Raw genomic sequence first — 18,397 nt, forward strand, 5'->3', positions numbered from 1 at the left:
GCTCGGCCCGACCCTCGCGGATCGGCCGCTCGAGCGGCCGCCCGGCGAGCCTTCGACCGGTCCCCGGACCGGCCGCCCGACCCCTCGTCTGACCGGCCGCTTGACCGGTGACGCGGCGCCCGCGGCCAGACTGTCGCGATGCATGCCGACGGCTACGTCCTCGTCGCCGTCGCCGGGCTGTTGTGCGGGTTGGTCAACACGGTGGCGGGCGGCGGCTCGCTGATCCTGTTCCCGGCGATGGTCGTGGCAGGACTCCCGGCGCTCACGGCCAACGTCACCAACTCGGTCGCCACCTGGCCCGGCTACCTGGGCGGCGTCGGCGGATTCCAGCGCGAGTTGCGGGAGGAGCCCACGGCCCTGCGCGGCCTGGCGCTGGCCACCGTGGCCGGGTCCACCACCGGCTGCATCTTGTTGCTGCTGACCCCGTCGGGCGCGTTCGACCTGGTCGTCCCCGCGCTGGTCTTCGTGGCATCGGCGCTCGTCGGCCTGCAACCGTGGATCGCCCGCCGCCTCGGCCACCCCACGGGCGAGGGCCGACGCTGGCGCTACCCGGCGATCTTCGCCGCCACGATCTACGGCGGCTATTTCGGCGGCGCGCTCGGGGTGATCATCTTGGCCACGTTGGTGCTGTCGCTCCCCGGCACCATCGCCCGCCTCACCGCGCTCAAGACGGTGTTGTCGCTCGTCGACTGCACGGTGAGCGTGGTGATCTTCGGTCTGTTCGGGCCGGTGCGCTGGACGGTGGTCGCCGTAGCCGCGCCGACGACGCTGGTCGGTGGCTACCTCGGCGCACACGTGGCCCGAGCGCTCCGACCCCCGGCGCTGCGCGCCAGCGTCGTCCTCCTCGGCCTCGCCGCCGCGATCTACCTCGCGGTGATCGCCTGACCTCCGTCGTGCTGTGAGCAACCAGCCACCCAGGAGGTGGCCAAGGAGGCGAGCCGGCAGGCGAGCCGACCCGTCGACACGGCGCCTGTTCGCCAGGTGGAGGCTCACGAACCGAACGGTGACCCGCGACTCGGGTGACCAATCCGCGCACCCGAAGTTGCTCACAGCAGGATCGGGGCGCGCGGCCAGGGGGCAGCGGCCAGGGGGCAGGCGGTCAGGGGGCGGGCGGGTCGTTGGTGGCGAGCCAGCTGCGGAGCCGGGTCGCGACCTCATCGGCTTCGCCGGGGGCGTACCTGGTTCGGGGCCAGAAGAAGCCGCGCAGGCCGTCGCCTCTGGTCCGCGGCACGACGTGCACGTGCAAGTGCGGGATGCTCTGGCTCACCTTGTTGTTGACGGCCACGAACGACCCTTGCGAGCCGAGCGCGCCTTCCATCGCGGCAGCCAGCCAGCGGGCACGTCCGAACAGCGGACCGACGAGGTCGACCGGCAAGTCCGTGAGCGTGCCCTGGTGGACCTTCGGCACGAGCAGCGTGTGGCCGTGGAACAGCGGGCGCACGTCGAGGAACGCGAGGAAGTCGTCGTCGTCGAGCACGACCGTGGCCGGCTCCTCTCCGGCGACGATCCGGCAGAACCGACAGCTCGTGGCCACGGGAATCCGTCAACCGCCGACGAGCAGTTCCTTCATGCGGGCCTCGGAGTTGGGCGTCACGAGCGCCAGCACTTCGTCGCCGGCTTCGAGCGTGGTGTCACCCCGAGGCACGACCACGTGGCCGTTCCGCACGACCGCCACCACGGTCGCGTCGCGCGGGATCTCCAACTTGGCGAGCGGGATCCCGGTGTTCGGACATGACGCCGCAAGCGTCACTTCGACCAACTTCGCCTCGCCGTTCTCGAGCTTCAGCAGCTGCACCAACGACCCCACCGACACGGCCTCTTCGACCAGCGCCGTGAGCAGGTGCGGGGTCGACACCGACACGTCGACGCCCCACGACTCGTTGAACAGCCAGTCGTTGTCGGGGTGATTGACCCGGGCCACCACCCGGGGGATCGCGAACTCCTGCTTGGCGAGCAGCGACACCACCAGGTTGACCTGGTCTTCGCCGGTGGCCGCGACCATGACGTCGACGTCGGCCATACCGGCTCTGTGCAGCTCGGCGATCTCGCAGGCGTCGGCCACCGCGAACGTCGCCCGAAGCTGCTCCTCCTGGAGCTTGGCGACGACGGCCTGGTCACGCTCGATCACCACCACCTGATGGCCGGCGTCGGCGAGGTCGTTGGCGATGTACGCGCCGACCTTCCCGGCGCCGGCGATGGCCACTTTCATGACGCCGCCTCGGCGTTGTCGTCGCCCGCCAAGCGAGCCGCGAACGCCTCGAGCGCGTCGCTGGTGCACATGACGTGGAGCACATCGCCCTCCTGTCCGACGAAGTCGTCGCTCGGCAGTCGCGCCTCGCCCTCGCGGACCACGCCAACCACGCGGAAGCGGTCGTCGGCCAGGTCGCTCAGCTTCTTGCCTGCCCAGGCCGCCGGCAGGGGACGCTCGACGAGTGACAGCGTGCCGGTGGAGTCGGTCCAGTCGGGGGTCAGCACGCTCGGGATGAGGCGCCGACGGATCTGGTCGACGGTCCAGGACACCGTCGCCACCGTCGGGATGCCGAGGCGCTGGTAGATCACCGCGCGCCGCGGGTCGTAGATGCGGGCGACGACGTAGGGCACCTGGTACGTCTCGCGGGCCACGCGGGCAGTGATGATGTTCGAGTTGTCGCCGCTGGTGACCGCCACCACCGCATCGGCCCTCTCGACACCCGCCTCGAGGAGCGCATCGCGGTCGTAGCCGTAGCCGACGACCGACCGTCCGCCGAACGCCTCGGGTAGCCGCTTGTGCAACGCGCCCTTGTCGCGGTCGACCACCGACACCGAGTGCCCGTGCTCGTCGAGCCAGATGGCCAGCTCGGATCCGACCCGACCACATCCCACGATCACCACGTGCACGGAGCGCCATGCAACACGGTCCACTGCCCAGTCGCAACTCCACCCGCCCCCGGCAACACCCTGCGGTGAGCACTCAGGAGGCGAGCCGACCCCGCAACACGGCGCCTGTTCGCCAGGCCGCGCAGCCTGGCGAATGAACGGCGACCCGCGACTCGGGCGACCCGTCCGCGCACGTACTTGGCCACCCGCCAGGTGGTGAAGTGCTCACCGCTCGGAGGGGTTCGCGGGGCGGGCGTCGGACGCGTGCTTCGCGGGAGGCGCGGTCATCTTTGCTTGACTGATGCCCTGTGGAAAGCACGGCCCCGCCCGAGACCGCCAGCCCGACCGGTTCGACCGCATCGACCGGGTCCCCTCCGTCGACCGACTCGCCGGTGGTCGAGCCGCTGCCGGAGTCCCCGGCCCTGGACCTGCCGGAGACGTTCGCGTACAAGCTGAAGAAGCGGTTCCTCGGCCCGCCCTTGCACACCGAGGAGCTCGAGCACCAACGTCTCGGCGTCCCGACCGCGCTGGCGGTCTTCTCGTCGGACTGCATCTCGTCGTCGGCGTATGCCACCGAGGAGATCCTCCACATCCTGGTGCCGCTCGTCGGCGTCTTCGCCTTCAGCCTGGTCGTGCCGGTGACGGCGGCGATGATCGTCGTGTTGGTGTTCCTGGTGTTGTCGTATCGCCAGACCGTCAAGGAATATCCGACCGCGGGCGGCTCGTACATGGTGAGCCGCGACAACTTCGGCCCCGTCGTCGGACTGGTGGCCGGCACCTCGCTGCTGATCGGTTACAGCCTCACGGTGGCGGTCTCGGCCGCAGCGGGCATCGCCGCGGTCACCTCTGTCGTCTCGGCGCTGGTGCCGTATCGGCTGGTGCTGTCGATCGTCGTCACCTGGTTGATCACCCTGGTGAACCTGCGAGGGGTGAAGGAGTCCGGGAAGATCTTCATGGTCCCGACGTACCTGTTCATCGGCGGGATGATGCTGATGTTCGCCATCGGCTTCGCGAAGTTGTTCGGCGGCGCGCACATCGGGCACTTCAGCTCGGCCGGCTCGATCCTCGACCTCACCAAGCACCCCACCGGCAAGCAGGGCATGACCCATACGTTCCTTTACGGCGCGGGTGCGTTCGCGGTGCTCCAGGCGTTCGCCAAGGGTGGTTCGGCCATGACCGGCGTCGAGGCCATCTCCAACGGGGTGACGGCCTTCCGTCCCACCGAGTGGAAGAACGCCCGCAAGACGCTCGTGTGGATGGCCGTGATCCTCGGCACGTTCTTCCTCGGCCTGTCGTTCTTTTCGACCAAGGTGCACCCCGTGCCCCATGAGTCGGGGAGTCCGACCGTGATCTCCCAGGTCGCGCGGCAGGTGTTCGGGCACGGCGCATTGGCCGACCTCGGCTACCTGTTCCTGCAGATCAGCACGATGCTCGTGTTGATGTTGGCGGCCAACACGAGCTTCGCCGACTTCCCACGCCTGGCCAGCTTCGCCGCCGAGGACGCCTTCCTCCCGCGCCAGCTCACCAAGCGCGGCCACCGGCTGGTGTTCTCGAACGGGATCTTGTCGCTCGCGGTGACGGCCACCGTGCTCTTGTTGGTCACCAACGCCACGGTCAACGCATTGATCCCGCTGTACGCGGTCGGCGTGTTCTTGAGCTTCACCCTCAGCCAGTCCGGCATGACCAAGCACCATCTGACGAAGCGCGAGCCGGGCTGGCAGCGCAGCTTGGCCATCAACGGGATCGGCGCCCTGCTGTCGGCGATCGTCTTCCTCACGATCCTGGTGACGCAGTTCAAACAAGGCGCCTGGGTGGTCGTGGTGGCCACACCGCTGCTGATCCTCGTGTTCATGCGACTCAACAAGCAGTACGAGTCCGAGCTCGCCGAACTGACGCACGAGGCGTCGAACGCCCCCGAGGAAGTGGTGCTGAAGCGTCACGTCGTGCTGGTGATGGTCGACAAGTTGAGCCGCGCGGTCGGTCGAGCGTTGCAGTACGCGCGCACGCTGTCCCCCGACCAGGTACGTGCGATGCACTTCGCGATCGACGAGCAACGCGCGCGCGAGCTCGGCGAGAACTGGACCGAGACGGGCCTCGGTCGGGTGCCGCTGCAGATCGTGGAGTGCCCCGACCGCCGGGTGGCGCGGGCCGCGCTGGAGGCGGCCGCAGCGGAGGCGATCGACGCCGAGACCGAGGTCACCGTCCTCATCCCGCGCCTGGAGTACCGGCGGTTCTGGCACCGCTTCTTGCACGACCGCACCGGTGACGAGATCGCCGAGGCCCTCGCCGACCTCCCCCACGTCAACGTCACGTTCGTGCCGTTCCACCTGCAGTCGGGCCGCCACAGCGAGCAGTCGGCGGCCGACTACTACGAATCGGCCAAGGAAGCACGCGCGAACCAGGAGCGGCTCCGGACGGTGACCGTCGGCGGCAAGCCGTCGAAAGTGGAGGCGAGCCCGAAAGGCATCATGTTCGACGTGGCGCCCGACGCGGCCTCGCGCGGCACCGCCACGCCCAGCGAGACGCCGTCGCCGATCGCCGCCGCCCGCTTCCGCCAGCGAGTCGACCTGGTCGGTCGCGTGAAGGTCATGGAAGTGCAGCCGGTCTCCGGCGTCGCGGCGCTCGAAGTCACGCTCGCCGATGAGGGCGGGCAGATCCAGGTCGTCTTCCTCGGCCGTCGCACGCTTGCCGGGCTCGACGTCGGCTCGACGATCCGCGTGCACGGCATGGTCGGCCAGCACCGAGGGCGGCTGGCGCTGTTGAACCCCAAGTACGAGCTGCGCTGATCGTGACCGCCGGCGCGGAGCGAGCGCCCGACGCGCGGCCTCGCGTCGCCCTGCTGGTCACCTGCCTGGTCGACGTGTTCGAGCCCGAGGCGGGCATGGCCACGGTCGAGCTGCTCGAAGCGGTGGGCTACGAGGTCGTGGTGCCGCTCGCGCAGACCTGCTGCGGCCAGCCCGCGTGGAACAGCGGGTTCTCACCCGACGCGGCCCGCGTGGCCCGCACCACCCTCGACGCGCTCGCGGCCGAGCTCGACGCGGGCGTCGAAGCGGTGGTGGTGCCGGCCGGGTCGTGCGCCACGATGGTCCGACGGTCGTGGCCGGAGCTGTTCGACCTCGTCGGCGACACCGCCACGGCCGCCCGGGCTCGCGCGGTCGCCGCCCGCACGTTCGAGCTCACCGAGTGGCTGGCCGGCCATCCGCTCCCGGCCCTGGCCACCCCCGAGCCGCAACGGGTGGTCTGGCACCACTCCTGCCACCTGTTGCGCGAGCTCGGCGTGCGGGACCAACCGCTGGACCTGCTCGACGTTGTCGACGGCTGTGAGCGCGCCGAGTGGGCCGACAGTGAGCGCTGCTGCGGGTTCGGCGGTCTGTTCAGCGTGAAACTGCCCGAGACCTCTGAGGCCATGGCCGACCAGAAGCTCGATTCGCTCGCGGACACCGGGACCGACCTGGTGGTGGGGGCCGACTCGTCATGCCTGGTGCACTTGCGCACCCGCGCGGAGGCGCGCGGCCGGCCGATCCGCACCAGCCACATCGCCGAGCTGCTCGCGGCCGCCCTGCCCCCACCCATCGACGCGCCGGCGGAGGCAGCCGGCGACACACCCCGCCACGAGCCACCCCAGCGACCGGGTACTCCCGAGTGATGACCGGCAGTTGGCCGCTCGGCCCGGACAGCACGTTGCGCGACCGCACGGCGGTCGCCGTCGCCGACCCGGTGCTACGCCGCCGTGTGGCCACTGCGGTCGACCGCTTCGCGAGCCACCGCCTCGACGGCTTGGCCGAGCTGCACGACCCCGATGTCCTTCGTCACCGTGCCCGCGCGGTGAAACGCGCCCTCATCGCCGACCTTCCCGCCGTGCTCGAACGCTTCGCGGACCAGGTGCTCGCCGCCGGCGGTCACGTGCACTGGTCCCCCGACGCGACCGACGCCAACCGGCACATCGCCCGGCTCGCCGGGCGTGCTGCGCGGCTGCGACCCGACCACGCGACCGCCGGGCCGCCCCGCGTCGTGAAGTCGAAGTCGATGGCCACGGAGGAGACCGGCCTGAACGACGCCCTGGAGGACGCGGGGTGCGAGGTCGTCGAGACCGATCTCGGCGAGTGGATCATCCAGCTCGCCCGCGAGCACCCGAGCCACATCATCGCGCCGGCCGTCCACCACGATCGCGGCTCGATCCGCGAGGTGTTCGGCGCCGAGGCCGGCGCGCCCGAGTCGCTTCCGGCGGTTCCCGAGGAGCTCAACGCGTTTGCCCGCGCCGAGCTGCGCCGCCGCTTCCTCGACGCCGACGTGGGCATCACCGGCGCCAACTTCGGTGTCGCCGAATCCGGATCGATCGTGTTGGTGACCAACGAGGGCAACGGCCGCATGGTCACGTCGCTCCCCCGGATCCACGTCGTGGTCATCGGAGCCGAGCGGGTCGTGGCCGACTGGGCCCAGCTCGACCTCCTGCTCACGCTCCTCACCCGATCGGCCACCGGCCAGCGGCTCACGTCGTACACGAGCATCATCACGGGCCCGCGCCGCGCCGGGGAACCCGACGGGCCCGACGAGCTCCATGTGGTGATCCTCGACAACGGGCGCAGCGACCTGCTCGGGACCGAGTTCGAGGAGATGTTGAACTGCATCCGTTGCGGCGCCTGCCTCAACGTCTGCCCGGTGTACCGCCAAGTCGGCGGCCATGCGTACGGGTGGGTGTACTCGGGGCCGATGGGCGCGGTGCTCACCCCGCTGCTCGCGGGTACCACGCCCGGCGCCGCAGAAGTGGCCGATGCCTCGACGCTGTGCGGCGCGTGCATGGACGCCTGCCCGGTCGAGATCCCGTTGCAGGACCTGCTGCTCGCCCATCGCCGCAACCGGGCGGCCGGCGGGGCGGGCCGAGCCGAGCGTGCGGCGTGGCGGGCGTGGTCGATGCTGTGGGCGTCGCCACGGGGTTACGACGCCTCCACGAAGGCCGCCGCGCTCGGTCGCGGCGTGGCAAAGCACCCCTGGATGGTTCCAGGAGCGGCGCGTTGGAGCAAGGGGCGCACCTTGCCCGTGCCCGCCGGCCAGCGGTTCCGTGACCGCTGGCGCCAACGAACCGAAGGTGAGTCATGAAACTCGACGCCAGGGCCACGATGGACAACATCGGCAAGCGGACCGACGTCACCGCGCCGTCCGCCGCGAGCACCACGACCATCAGCGTGACCGACCTCGTGAACGCGCTCGCCGGGTGACCACCGGGGCTGCCTTCGAGTCCGGCGACCGGACTGCGTTTCTCGCCCGCCTCCGGCGGCAGGCGGCTCGCACGTCCACTTCACCGGAACCGAGGTGGCCCGCGCACCCCGCGCCGGCACCGGAGGCGAGCGCGCCCGAGATCCGCTTCCGGCTCGTCGACCCCGCCGACGACGGCACCGCAGCCGACCTGGTCGACGTGTTCCGGCGCGTCGCCACCGACCAGAAGGCCGCGGTCGATGTGGTGGCCGCGGCCGGCGTGCCCGCCGACCTGCTCACCGGACTGGTGCGCGAGCACGCCATCACGAGCGCGGTGGTCAGCGCCGAGCCCCGTGCGCGGGCGCTGGTCGAGCCCCTGCGTGCCCTCGGCGTCGACGTGTCGACCGATCTGTCACCTGCCGCCGCGGCGCGTGCGGACCTCGGCGTCACCTCGGCGGTGTCCGCCATCGCCGCCACGGGCTCGGCGGTGGTCGACTGCGCAGTGGCAGGCAGCCGCACAGCCAGCCTGTTGCCCCGGGTCCACGCCTGCGTGATCGACGCGGCCTCGATCGCCGCCACGCCCGCGGATGTGTTCCGGCCGCTCGGCGACGGGCGCAGCCTCCCGTCGAACCTGGTGCTGATCAGCGGCCCGAGCCGCACAGGCGACATCGAACAGCTCATCACCCTCGGCGTGCACGGACCGGTGGCCGTCCACTTCATCGTGACGGCGTCGCCGTCCACCACGTAGCCGGCGACGCCGCGCCAGCGCACCGGGGCGCCCACCGCCCTCGGCGTGTCGGCCGGCTGAACATCTCGTGAACTGACCCGGCCCATCCCCCACTCCGGCACCGCGCGCGGCTTTCATTGGTGGCGGTATGCGCACGATTGCTTCGTGTGAGCGAGCCCGGAACGGTTCGTGACCACAGGTCCGACGGACGCGAGAGATGAGGGGCGCCAGCTGCGCCCCCCGGCGTCGCCGGGCCGCCGCGCCCATCGAAGGGATGCCTTGTGACCGACCTCCTCCCTGCGCCGTCGCGCCCTGACGGGCGCGCCACGACGACTGCCACGGTGGTGCTCGACACCTCCGCACTGGTCGCCGATGCCGACGGCGTGTTCGACGCGTACCCCGATGTTGACCTGGTCCTGCCCCTCACCGTGATCGAGGAGCTCGACGGGTTGAAGAAGCGGCTCGACCCGGTGGGGGTCGCCGCGCGAGAGGTGTTGCGCCGCATCGAAGGGATCCGCCTCGACTTCGGGGGCGACTTGCAGGCCGCGGCGCCGCGCGAGGTCGGCGGCACGATCCGCGTCGAGCTCAACAACGTGCAGACCGCGCTGCTGCGCGAGCACGGCCTCGACGCCGACAAGCCCGACAACCGCATCATCGGCGCCGCACTCGGCCAGCAGCTGCCCGGAGGGCCGCCCGTCCAGCTCGTGTCCAACGACACCGCAATGCGGGTCAAGGCCGCCACCTTCGGGCTCGCCACCAGCGAGCACGACCCGCTCGGCGCGGTGCGCCGCGGGCCGCGCGGCTACGGCTGGCACGAGCTCGAAGTCGCCGCGTCGCTCATCGACCGGCTGTTCGACACCGGCTCGGTGCTGCCCGACGATCCCGCGGCAGCGGCGCTCGACGGCCTCGAAGTCAACGAGTACGGCGTGCTCCACGCCGGCAGCCAGTCCGCGCTCGTCCGTCGCACGCCCCAGCACGTGCGCCTGCTCGGACCCGACCGCCACGCGTGGGACCTCCGGCCTCGCAACAAGGAACAGCGGTTCGCGCTCGACCTGCTGCTGGACGAAGGCGTGAAGGTCGTGGCCCTCGACGGCCCCGCGGGAACGGGCAAGACGCTGCTGGCGGTCGCCGCAGCCCTGCAACAGGTCGTAGAGGAGGGCCGCTACAGCCGGATCTGCGTGTACCGGCCGGTGGTCCCCGTCGGCAAGGCCGAGCTCGGCTACTTGCCCGGCACGCTCGACGAGAAGCTCGACCCGTGGATGGCCGCGATCACCGATGCCGTGTACGCGCTCACCGACGAACGGAGCCAGGAGGACGCCGCACGGGTGCTCGAAGAAGTGCGGGCCCGGGGCCAGCTCACCATGGAATCGGTGACCCACCTGCGGGGTCGCACGCTGCACTCGAGCTTCGTGATCGTCGACGAGGCCATGAACCTGTCGCCACAGGTCGGCAAGACGATCCTGACCCGCATCGCCGCCGACTCCAAGGTCGTGTTCACCGGCGACACCACCCAGATCGACGCGGCCTTCCTGTCGGAGCAGACCAACGCCCTCACCGCGCTGGTCACCGCGTTCCGCGGCCAGGACCTGTTCGGCCACGTCCGCCTGGTTCGCGGCGAACGGTCCGAGCTGGCCGAGCTCGCTTCGCAACTGCTGTGAGCCCCGGGGGGTCGCCTGCCCGACCGGTGCTGGCACCACCGACCGACCCCACCCGCGACCATCCCCCGTTCGCGCCGTAGCCGTTCGTAGCATTCGGCAACGGCCGTCGCGGGAGGGACGTGACACGGTGGGACACCAGCCGATGATCTACGGCCTCGACATCGAGACCGACACGCGGGTGAACGGCCTCGACCCCGCTGTTGCCCGTGTGCTCACCGTTGCGTTGTCGTGGCCCGGGCACGACCGGGTGTTCACCGGGCCCGAGCCCGACCTGCTCCTAGCTGTCGACGAGCAGCTCCTCGAGCTGCCGCCGGGCGTGATCGCCACGTGGAACGGGGGGGCGTTCGACCTTCCCTTCATCGCCGACCGGGCCAGCCGCCACCCCCTCGACCTGGGGCTCCGCATCCGCCACGACCCGGCGCTGGCGGTGCGTGGGCCGCTCCCCGGACACCCGGGCGCGTACCGGGGCGAGTGGTACGGCCACCGCCACCTCGACGCGTATCGCCTCTACAAGTCCGACGTCGGTCCGCTGCTGCGGATCTCGTGCTCGCTGAAGTCGATCGCCAGGGCCATGGGCCTCACCCCGGTCGAAGTCGACCGGTCCCACATCCACGACCTCACCAACGAAGCGCTCCACGCGTACGCCGCCAGCGACGCCCGCCTCGCCCGAGTCCTCACCGAGCGCCGCTGGCCCAACGCCTCGCGCCACGTCGATCGCATGCCGGCACCGGAGACGGCTGCGGCCATGTCCTGGCAGCTCCCCGCCCCGGCGCCGCGGGTACGGCTCACGCCCGCCGCGGCCACCGGCCCCCAAGTCGCGATCTGACCCCAAACCCCTGGGGCGCGTGCCGTCCCACCGCGACGGTCGGAGTCGCCACCCGCGCCTCGACCCAACATCCAACCGTGAGGACCTGCGCGGATAGGCGTGCGCAGCGTCTCGCCGGCCGGATGCCGCCCGCGGCGGCGTCCTCGTCCTCGGCTCGGCTGGTGGAGGCCATGGTCGTGCGTCCTGCGTCCTGGGCGCGGACGCCCCCGACTCGACGATCCGCCACGCGACCTCCCCGCGCAGGTCCCAAATGTCACACCCGTGTGGTTGGATCGTGGCCACCCCGACGGGATCACGGTCACCCCGCTCACGCGACCGTCTCGCTGCCATCTCCGCAGGGAGCGGTCCATGTCGACCCAACGATCCTCTGTCCAGTCCTCCTCCCACGCGTCGTCCCCCGCCGCCGCAGGCGGCGACCCGTCGTGGCCCCCAGCCCCATCTGAGCCGCCGCTCGGCCCGTCGGAGCTGCACCACATCGCCGAGGCGTTGAGCCGTTCCGTCCCGCCGCGCGATCCGCAACTCGTGCGCATCCGGCTCCAGCCCGAGGAGCCCGAACCGATCGAGATCGGCATGATCCCGCTCGGCGAGATCGAGCCGGGTGCCACGCATCCGGTGCAGGTGCTCGCCGGCTTCGACGCGCCTGACGACTGGCATGGCATCGGCGTGGTGGTCAGCGGCACGGTGCGCTCGCTGTCGCCCGCACCAGACGGTGGCCGACCGCCGGAGCCCGGGCGGGTCGTGCACACGCACCTGTTCACGCGCGACGGGGTCGCGGCGGGGTCGACCCATGCGTGTGACAAGGCGGCCCGAGCGCTGCTGACCGACTGCGCCGATCAACCACCCGAGGGCCGCGTGGCCGACCTGCTCGCACGCGCGCTCGGCATCGATCTGGACCGGAAGCGACCGGGTCCCGCCACCTGGGTGCAGCGGATGTGGCTCGATGCGGTCGCCCCGCTGGCGCTGCAGCCCGAGGCGCCGCTCACGTGGCGTCGCGCGGCGGCGGTGCACCCGCTCTTGCGGGCCGAGCTGGCCGAGGCCGCGCCGGGGGCCGATCCGCCCAGCACCACGACCATCCGCCGGTTGCACCGCGAGCTCGACCACGTGGGCTGGCCGTGGTTGTTCGCCAAGTTCCCCGAGCTCGCCGAGCGCGCCCTCGACGACATCGAGGTCGACGAGCCGCAGCTGCTCCTCGACTGGGTGGGCCCGGCCGTGATGGGCAGCTGGTTGGTCGATCACTGGCCGCCCGAGCGCGATCTGCTCGACCTCATCGAGGCCAACGCACCCGAGGGCATCATCGAGCGCCTCGAGCGCTGCTGCGCCCGCCGACCGCCGCGCACCCATCGGTGACGGCCGCACCGACTTGGCACCGGGTTGCCACTGTCGTGATCCTTCGATATCTTTCGATCTTCACCACTCGCCGGCCCCGGCCGACCTCCATCCTCCGTCTGATCGAGGTCGTGCCATGCCAGATCCGGCTGTCGCCACCCCTTCCCTTCCGCTCGCCGCCGCGCGGTCGCCCCTCCGCCGTGCCGCGCGCCTGGTCGGCGTCGTCGCCGCGGTCGGGTTGGCCGTGTTGTGGGCAACCCCCGTGCCGGCCCGCGCGGCCGTCCGCCACGGTGTGGGCTTCGAGGGCACCGTGTTGGGCTGGACGAGCTGGTACGGGTCGTATGACCTCGCCGGCATCGGCACCACCTATTGCATCGACCACGGGTCGCGGGCACCGGACGCCGCCCTCGGCTACCGGCCGACCACACTGCCCCTGGCTCCCGGCGACCTCACCGCCATGGCGTGGATCGCCGGGCGCTACGGCCGCAGCCCCGACCCCATCGACACGGCTGGGGTGATGCTGGCGCTCCATGACCTGCGCGGGGCGCAGTACCCCTACGGCCGCCTGCACGTCGAGCGGCTGCGCCCCGACCAGATCGCCGGGTTCGGGGGCAAGGCTGCCAACGTGCTGGCCCGGGCTCGGGCCATCCGCGCGGACGGCGAAGCCCACCGCTCGCTCGTGGGCCCGATCGCGTTGCGCGTGCGCTGGGTGACGCCAGCCGCTGCCTCAGCCGACGACGCCACCACGCAGGTCGGTGCGGAGGCGCCGCCGAGAGCCGTGGCGACGGTGGTCGACGCGGGCGGGCGACCGGTATCCGGTGTGGTCGTTGACTTCGCCCTGTCGGGTGCCACCACGGCGGCGGGTCTGGTCGCCACCACCGGCCTCGACGGCACGGCATCCATCACCGTTACGCGCCCCGCTGGCGCCGCCACCGTGGCGGTGCAGGCCGAAGTCCCCGACCTCCAACCCGCGTTGTTCGCACCCACGAGCGCCGTCGCGCAGCGGGTGATCCTGCCCAAGGTGCGGCCCCTGCGCGCCGAGGCCACCCTGGCCGCGACGCCCCCGCCGCCCACCACGACCCCTCCGACCACCGCACCGCCCACCACCGCACCGCCCACCACCGCACCGCCGACCACCGCACCGCCGACCACCGCGGTCACACCCACGACCCCTCCAACCACCGCACCGCCCACCACCGCACCGCCGACCGGCGCGCCGCCGACCACCGCGGTCACACCCACGACCCCTCCGACCACCGCACCGCCGGTGACCGTCGTTCCCGCGCAGCTCGCCGCGCCGGCCGACGCGGTGCCCCTGGCCCGCACCGGCTCGCCGTTGCGCTCGTGGGCCATGATCGGCTGCGGGCTGCTCCTGGTGGGCGCCACGCTGACAGACCTGACAGCTCGTCGCCACCGCCGATAGCATCGCCGCCGGCGGCGGGCGCTCTGCGAAGGGGGTGGATCATCACAACGGCCAAGGAGCCAACGAGCAACGCTCAGGTGCGCGCGGCCGTCGACGCGCTCTACCTCGCATTTTCGCCCTACCCGTACCGCGCCACGATGCCGGCCTGCGCACACTGCGTGAGCGACGCCGACCTCATGGGGCTGGGCGCCGCGCCGGTCCGCGACGTACCCGCCGACCTGCTCGGTCGCTACGCCCGCAAGGCGGTGAGCACCTGGGGCGAGGTCGACGACTTCAAACGCCTCCTCCCCCGCCTTCTCGAGCTCTCGGCGGCCGACCATCCCGGCATCACCCCTGCGGTGGTGACCACCAAGCTGCAGCGCGCCAACTGGCAGACCTGGCCGCTCACCGAGCGGCGGGCCGTGTGGCGGTTCCTCACCGTCTGGTGGCGACACAACCTCGGTCGCTGGGTGGGCCCGGGCTTCGCGGCACACCGCATCCTCGACGCCATCGCCATCGCCGAAGCCGACCTCGACCCCTACTTCAGCGAGTGGCACCACGCATTGGCCGGCCAGACGAATGCACGGCTCCCCGCCACCCAACATCTGGTCGAGCTGCTCTGCGAGAGCCCGCTGCGCGTCGACGCGCCCGACACAGTGGCACACCTCGCGCCCGACGCCATCGGCGACGCGGCCAAGCAGTACACGGCATTCCTGCTCGACCCCGCCACCGACGAAGAGCTCGAGCGTGCGCTCGGCGACTTCGCCAGCAGCGAGCACGCCCGCCGTCTGGCCGTGGCGTACGCCCGGCTGCGCCGCTTCGCCGACGCCGCCACCCGACCCGAGCTGCCCTGATCCGGCCGCCCACGCCGCCACCGGCAGCATCGGCCCCACACCCCCACCCCGCCAGGCGCGCCGCATCGACGTCGGGGTTCAGCCGCGGATCGTGTCGGCGATCACTTCCAGCGCGAGCGGCGGACCCGACACCAACATCGTGGTGATGCAGGTCTCTTCCCAGCGCGCCAGGTCGTCGCGGATCTTGTCGACCGGGCCGACCAGCGCGATGTCCTCGACGAGTTGGCGCGGGACGCTGGCGATCGCCTCGGCCTTGGCACCTGACAGGAACAGGTCCTGGATGTCGTGGACCTCCGCCTCATAGCCCATGCGCGAGAACACGTCGGCGTGGAAGTTCACGTCACGGGCACCCATGCCGCCGATGTAGAAGCCGAGGTGCTGGCGGATGCTGTCGACCGCCACCTCGACGTCGTCGTTCACCACGACGCTCACCGTGGCGCAGACCTCGAAGTCGTCCCACCCACGCCGCGCGCCGGGGCGGTCGAAGCCTTCCTGCAAGGCGGCGCGGTAGTACGCATCGCCGCCCGGGCCCATGAACAGGGGCAGCCAGCCGTCGGCGATCTCGGCCGCCAGCGCGACGTTCTTCGGGCCTTCGGCGCCCAGGTAGATCGGGAGGTCGGCGCGGCGCGGGTGCGTGATCGACTTGATGGGCTTGCCGAGCCCCGTGGTGTCAGGCCCGGTCCGTGGCAGCTGGTAGAAGTCGCCGTCGAAGGTCAGCGGCTCCTCACGAGCCAGCACCCGGCGGATGATCTCGACGTACTCGCGGGTGCGGGCGAGCGGCCGCGGGTAGCGCTCGCCGTACCACCCCTCGACGACCTGCGGGCCTGACGCGCCGAGGCCCAGGATCATCCGTCCGCCGGTGAGGTGGTCGAGCGTGAGCGCGGTCATGGCGGTGGCGGTGGGCGTGCGAGCGGAGAGTTGGCAGACCGCCGTGCCGAGCTGCACACCCGAGGTCTGTTGTCCGTACCACGCCAGCGGCGTGAAGCAGTCAGAGCCGTACGCCTCGGCGAACCAGATCGAGTCGAACCCGAGCCGTTCCGCGGCCGCGACTTGCTCGGCGACGCCGGGGGTCGGCCCCGCGAACCAGTAGCCAACCTGCAAACCGAGCTTCACGCGTCCTCCCGTTGCGCCCCGCGGGCGTTCCCGCGGGATCCTATGGCAGTTGCCGATCCCGGCCTCCCGTGGTGCATCCGGTGGCACCTCGCCAGGTTGCGACTGGTGAACCGGTGCCGTGCCGGTCGGTCGGCTCGCCGCCGGCTCGCCTCCTATGATGATTGAAACACGTTCTAGTTCGCGCGGAGCCGACCCATGCAACCCACCGCACACCGCTACCCGTTCCCGCTCCCGTTCGGATGGTTCATGGCGGGCTACTCCGACCAGCTGCCCGGCGGCGAGGTCCGCCCGCTCTACTACTTCGACCGCCACCTGATCTGGTGGCGCGACGCAGATGGCGACGCCCACGTGATGGATGCGTTCTGCCCCCACCTCGGCGCGCACCTCGGCCACGGCGGCCACGTCGACGGCACCCAGCTCGTGTGCCCCTTCCACGGCTGGAAGTTCGACGCCGAAGGGGTCAACTGCGAGATCCCCTACAGCGAGCGGGTGAACCGCAAGGGTCGTGTCGCCACGTACCCCACCATCGAGCGCAACGGCATGGTGATGTTCTGGTACCACCCTGACGGGGCCGAGCCGCAGTGGGACATCCCCGAAGTGCCCGAGTTCGCGGCCGACAACGCCGACTGGTCCACCACCATCCGCTTCGAGCACGAGGTGGAGGCCGCGCTGCAGGAGATGGCGGAGAACGGCGTCGACTCACCGCACTTCCGGTTCGTCCACAACACCGCCACCGTTCCCGAGCTCGAGAGCTATGAGACCGAGGGCCCGTTCACCAAGATGTTGTCGTCGCAGAAGTTCGTCACGCCCCGGGGCGTGGTCGAGGCCCGCATCGACAACCAGCAGTTCGGGCCGGGCCTGGCGCTGGTGAACTTCGGTGGCATCGTCGACACGGTGAACTTGGCGGCCACCACACCGATCGACCACACGCGTTGCGTCACCCGGTTCAACTTCCGGTTCAAGACGCTGGGCGACGAGCAGACCACGGCCAACGTCGGCAAGGCGTTCTGCGCCGAGGTCGAAAAGCAGTTCCTCGAGGACAAGCCGATCTGGGAGCACAAAGCGCACCTCGTGCGCCCTGCGCTGGCCGACACCGACGGGCCGATCATGAAGTTCCGCCGCTGGATCAGCCAGTTCTACGCGGAGCCGGTCGACGACGAGCGCACCGTGTTCCCGCCGCCGTACTGGCCTGACCGCATGGACGATGCCCCGGCCAAGGCCACCGCGTCGGCTCGCATCGGCGAGTGACCGCCCGGATCGCCGTCAGCGGCGGGCGACCCACAGACGGTTGAACGGGTTGTCGATGGGTGCTTCGGTGACCGACACGAACCCGGCCCCGTCGAACAGCTCCCGCAGCGTCGCTTCGGTGCTGCCCAACGTCCCGAGGCCTTCGGCGCCCGCCGCGCGCGCCACGGGCAGGCAGTACAGGACGCTCATGCCGTATTCCAGCGCGCCGACAGGCCCGACGTTGTCGGCGAGCGCGTCGCCCGCGTTCGGTTCCAGCACCAGGGCCACGCCGTCGGGGTGCAGCGCGTCATGGATCGACCGCACCAGCGCGGCGGGATCGGCGGTGTCGTGCAGGACGTCGAAGAGCCAGATCACGTCGTGCTGGTCGGGCAGGCCGGCGATGGCGTCCGCGCGCACGAGCTGGATGCGGTCGGCGACCCCGGTCGCCTGTGCATGCCGCCGCGCCGCGTCGAGTTGCCCCGGCAACGGGTCGTAACCGGTGAAGGTGGAGGCCGGGAAGGCCCAGGCCAGCGCGGTGATGGCACGCCCTTGCCCGCAGCCGACGTCGGCCACCGAGCAGCCGTCGATCAGCCGTTGCTGCACGTCGGGAACGGTCGGCAGCCATTTCGGGACGAGCACGTTGTCGTGGGCCGCCCCGGTCATGCGCGCCATGCCCTCGAAGCAGTCGGGCGGGTAGCGCGACGGATCGACCCCGTCGCCGCTGCGGAACGCGTCGGTGATGGCGTCGAGCATCGGCACGACCCCGAGCAGGTTCTGCAACATCCCGCCTTGGAACAGCGTGCCGCCTTCGTCGGCGAGCGCGGCGCGGTGCGCGTCGGGCAACGAGAACCGGTCTGTGGCCGCGTCGTGGTCGACGTAGCCGGCAGCCGTCAACGCCGCGGCCCACTCGCGCACGTAGCGGGCGTGGCAGCCGGACCGCGCGCCCAGCTCGCTGGCCGTCGCCGGGCCCTCGGCGAGGCCGGCGAAGAGCCCGAGCCGGTCACCGATCGCGGCCATGAGAGTGGTCATGGTGGCCGACGCGCGTTGGAACACCTCGAAGGAGAACTCCGCGGATGCCCGCTTGGCTGCTCTGGCCGCGTCTCGCTCGTCGGCCGTGGGAGCAGTGGTGGCGTCAACCATGGCACCGACTGTACGCGCGCCCACTCCCGCACTCCCCGCCCACCCACCCCGACGCCGAACTGGGCAGCTCTCGGG

Annotated in this window: 17 protein-coding genes; 12 read left to right on the forward strand and 5 right to left on the reverse strand. The window is 71.4% G+C overall.

What is annotated here, in order from left to right; translation table 11 throughout:
* Positions 1 to 138: 138 nt before the first annotated feature.
* Entirely contained in the window at positions 139 to 885 is a 747-nt protein-coding gene (locus VHA73_06825) for a sulfite exporter TauE/SafE family protein (GenBank protein ID HVX17728.1), read from the forward strand.
* Positions 886 to 1,099: 214 nt separating this feature from the next.
* On the opposite strand, the gene VHA73_06830 is transcribed toward VHA73_06825, so the two are convergent.
* From VHA73_06830 to VHA73_06840, 3 genes are read right to left on the reverse strand one after another with little or no spacing between them, the layout of a single operon-like run.
* Positions 1,100 to 1,534 (reverse strand): HIT family protein, encoded by a 435-nt coding sequence (locus VHA73_06830; GenBank protein HVX17729.1) that lies wholly within the window; start codon positions 1,532 to 1,534, stop codon positions 1,100 to 1,102.
* A gap of 9 nt (positions 1,535 to 1,543) precedes the next feature.
* Positions 1,544 to 2,209: a TrkA family potassium uptake protein gene (locus VHA73_06835; GenBank protein ID HVX17730.1), complete on the reverse strand. Its 666-nt coding sequence runs from the start codon at positions 2,207 to 2,209 to the stop codon at positions 1,544 to 1,546.
* On the reverse strand, positions 2,206 to 2,877 hold the full coding sequence (locus VHA73_06840) for a TrkA family potassium uptake protein (GenBank protein HVX17731.1): 672 nt from the start codon (positions 2,875 to 2,877) through the stop codon (positions 2,206 to 2,208). The genes VHA73_06835 and VHA73_06840 overlap by 4 nt, the downstream gene beginning before the upstream one ends.
* A gap of 371 nt (positions 2,878 to 3,248) precedes the next feature.
* On the opposite strand from VHA73_06840, the gene VHA73_06845 reads away from it, so the two are divergent.
* From VHA73_06845 to VHA73_06890, 10 genes are all read left to right on the forward strand, one after another.
* Positions 3,249 to 5,642, forward strand: a complete 2,394-nt coding sequence (locus VHA73_06845) for an amino acid permease (protein HVX17732.1) — start codon at positions 3,249 to 3,251, stop codon at positions 5,640 to 5,642.
* A 2-nt stretch (positions 5,643 to 5,644) separates the two neighbouring features.
* Positions 5,645 to 6,502, forward strand: coding sequence for a (Fe-S)-binding protein (locus tag VHA73_06850; GenBank protein ID HVX17733.1), 858 nt, complete (start codon positions 5,645 to 5,647; stop codon positions 6,500 to 6,502).
* Positions 6,502 to 7,953: a lactate utilization protein B gene (locus VHA73_06855; GenBank protein HVX17734.1), complete on the forward strand. Its 1,452-nt coding sequence runs from the start codon at positions 6,502 to 6,504 to the stop codon at positions 7,951 to 7,953. The genes VHA73_06850 and VHA73_06855 overlap by 1 nt, the downstream gene beginning before the upstream one ends.
* Entirely contained in the window at positions 7,950 to 8,072 is a 123-nt protein-coding gene (locus tag VHA73_06860; protein HVX17735.1) for a hypothetical protein, read from the forward strand. Before VHA73_06855 ends, VHA73_06860 begins: the two co-directional genes overlap by 4 nt.
* Positions 8,069 to 8,797 (forward strand): LUD domain-containing protein, encoded by a 729-nt coding sequence (locus tag VHA73_06865; GenBank protein HVX17736.1) that lies wholly within the window; start codon positions 8,069 to 8,071, stop codon positions 8,795 to 8,797. The genes VHA73_06860 and VHA73_06865 overlap by 4 nt, the downstream gene beginning before the upstream one ends.
* A 260-nt stretch (positions 8,798 to 9,057) precedes the next feature.
* Positions 9,058 to 10,434, forward strand: a complete 1,377-nt coding sequence (locus tag VHA73_06870; GenBank protein ID HVX17737.1) for a PhoH family protein — start codon at positions 9,058 to 9,060, stop codon at positions 10,432 to 10,434.
* Positions 10,435 to 10,561: 127 nt separating this feature from the next.
* Positions 10,562 to 11,260 carry a 3'-5' exonuclease gene (locus tag VHA73_06875; protein HVX17738.1) on the forward strand — a complete coding sequence of 233 codons (699 nt, stop codon included), beginning with the start codon at positions 10,562 to 10,564 and terminating at the stop codon, positions 11,258 to 11,260.
* Positions 11,261 to 11,608: 348 nt separating this feature from the next.
* Positions 11,609 to 12,607 carry a hypothetical protein gene (locus VHA73_06880; protein ID HVX17739.1) on the forward strand — a complete coding sequence of 333 codons (999 nt, stop codon included), beginning with the start codon at positions 11,609 to 11,611 and terminating at the stop codon, positions 12,605 to 12,607.
* Positions 12,608 to 12,722: 115 nt separating this feature from the next.
* Positions 12,723 to 14,009 carry an Ig-like domain-containing protein gene (locus tag VHA73_06885; GenBank protein HVX17740.1) on the forward strand — a complete coding sequence of 429 codons (1,287 nt, stop codon included), beginning with the start codon at positions 12,723 to 12,725 and terminating at the stop codon, positions 14,007 to 14,009.
* A gap of 77 nt (positions 14,010 to 14,086) precedes the next feature.
* Entirely contained in the window at positions 14,087 to 14,842 is a 756-nt protein-coding gene (locus tag VHA73_06890) for a hypothetical protein (protein ID HVX17741.1), read from the forward strand.
* A 78-nt stretch (positions 14,843 to 14,920) separates the two neighbouring features.
* Here the strand turns inward: VHA73_06890 and VHA73_06895 are convergent, their stop codons facing one another.
* A complete protein-coding gene (locus VHA73_06895; protein ID HVX17742.1) occupies positions 14,921 to 15,955 on the reverse strand; it encodes an LLM class F420-dependent oxidoreductase in 1,035 nt (344 codons plus the stop codon).
* Positions 15,956 to 16,150: 195 nt separating this feature from the next.
* Between VHA73_06895 and VHA73_06900 the strand changes: the two genes are divergently transcribed.
* A complete protein-coding gene (locus VHA73_06900; GenBank protein HVX17743.1) occupies positions 16,151 to 17,203 on the forward strand; it encodes a Rieske 2Fe-2S domain-containing protein in 1,053 nt (350 codons plus the stop codon).
* 15 nt (positions 17,204 to 17,218) lie between these two features.
* On the opposite strand, the gene VHA73_06905 is transcribed toward VHA73_06900, so the two are convergent.
* Positions 17,219 to 18,322, reverse strand: coding sequence for a class I SAM-dependent methyltransferase (locus VHA73_06905; protein ID HVX17744.1), 1,104 nt, complete (start codon positions 18,320 to 18,322; stop codon positions 17,219 to 17,221).
* Between the last annotated feature and the right edge of the window lie 75 nt (positions 18,323 to 18,397).

The sequence above is a fragment of the Acidimicrobiales bacterium genome (assembly GCA_035547835.1).
GTDB lineage: Bacteria > Actinomycetota > Acidimicrobiia > Acidimicrobiales > Iamiaceae > DASZTW01.

Coding starts and splice junctions, on each gene's coding strand:
- VHA73_06825 (HVX17728.1), top strand. CDS start 139: ATGCATGCCGACGGCTACGTCCTCGTCGCCGTCGCCGGGCTGTTGTGC.
- VHA73_06835 (HVX17730.1), bottom strand. CDS start 2,209: ATGAAAGTGGCCATCGCCGGCGCCGGGAAGGTCGGCGCGTACATCGCC.
- VHA73_06855 (HVX17734.1), top strand. CDS start 6,502: ATGACCGGCAGTTGGCCGCTCGGCCCGGACAGCACGTTGCGCGACCGC.
- VHA73_06860 (HVX17735.1), top strand. CDS start 7,950: ATGAAACTCGACGCCAGGGCCACGATGGACAACATCGGCAAGCGGACC.
- VHA73_06880 (HVX17739.1), top strand. CDS start 11,609: ATGTCGACCCAACGATCCTCTGTCCAGTCCTCCTCCCACGCGTCGTCC.
- VHA73_06885 (HVX17740.1), top strand. CDS start 12,723: ATGCCAGATCCGGCTGTCGCCACCCCTTCCCTTCCGCTCGCCGCCGCG.
- VHA73_06900 (HVX17743.1), top strand. CDS start 16,151: ATGCAACCCACCGCACACCGCTACCCGTTCCCGCTCCCGTTCGGATGG.
- VHA73_06905 (HVX17744.1), bottom strand. CDS start 18,322: ATGGTTGACGCCACCACTGCTCCCACGGCCGACGAGCGAGACGCGGCC.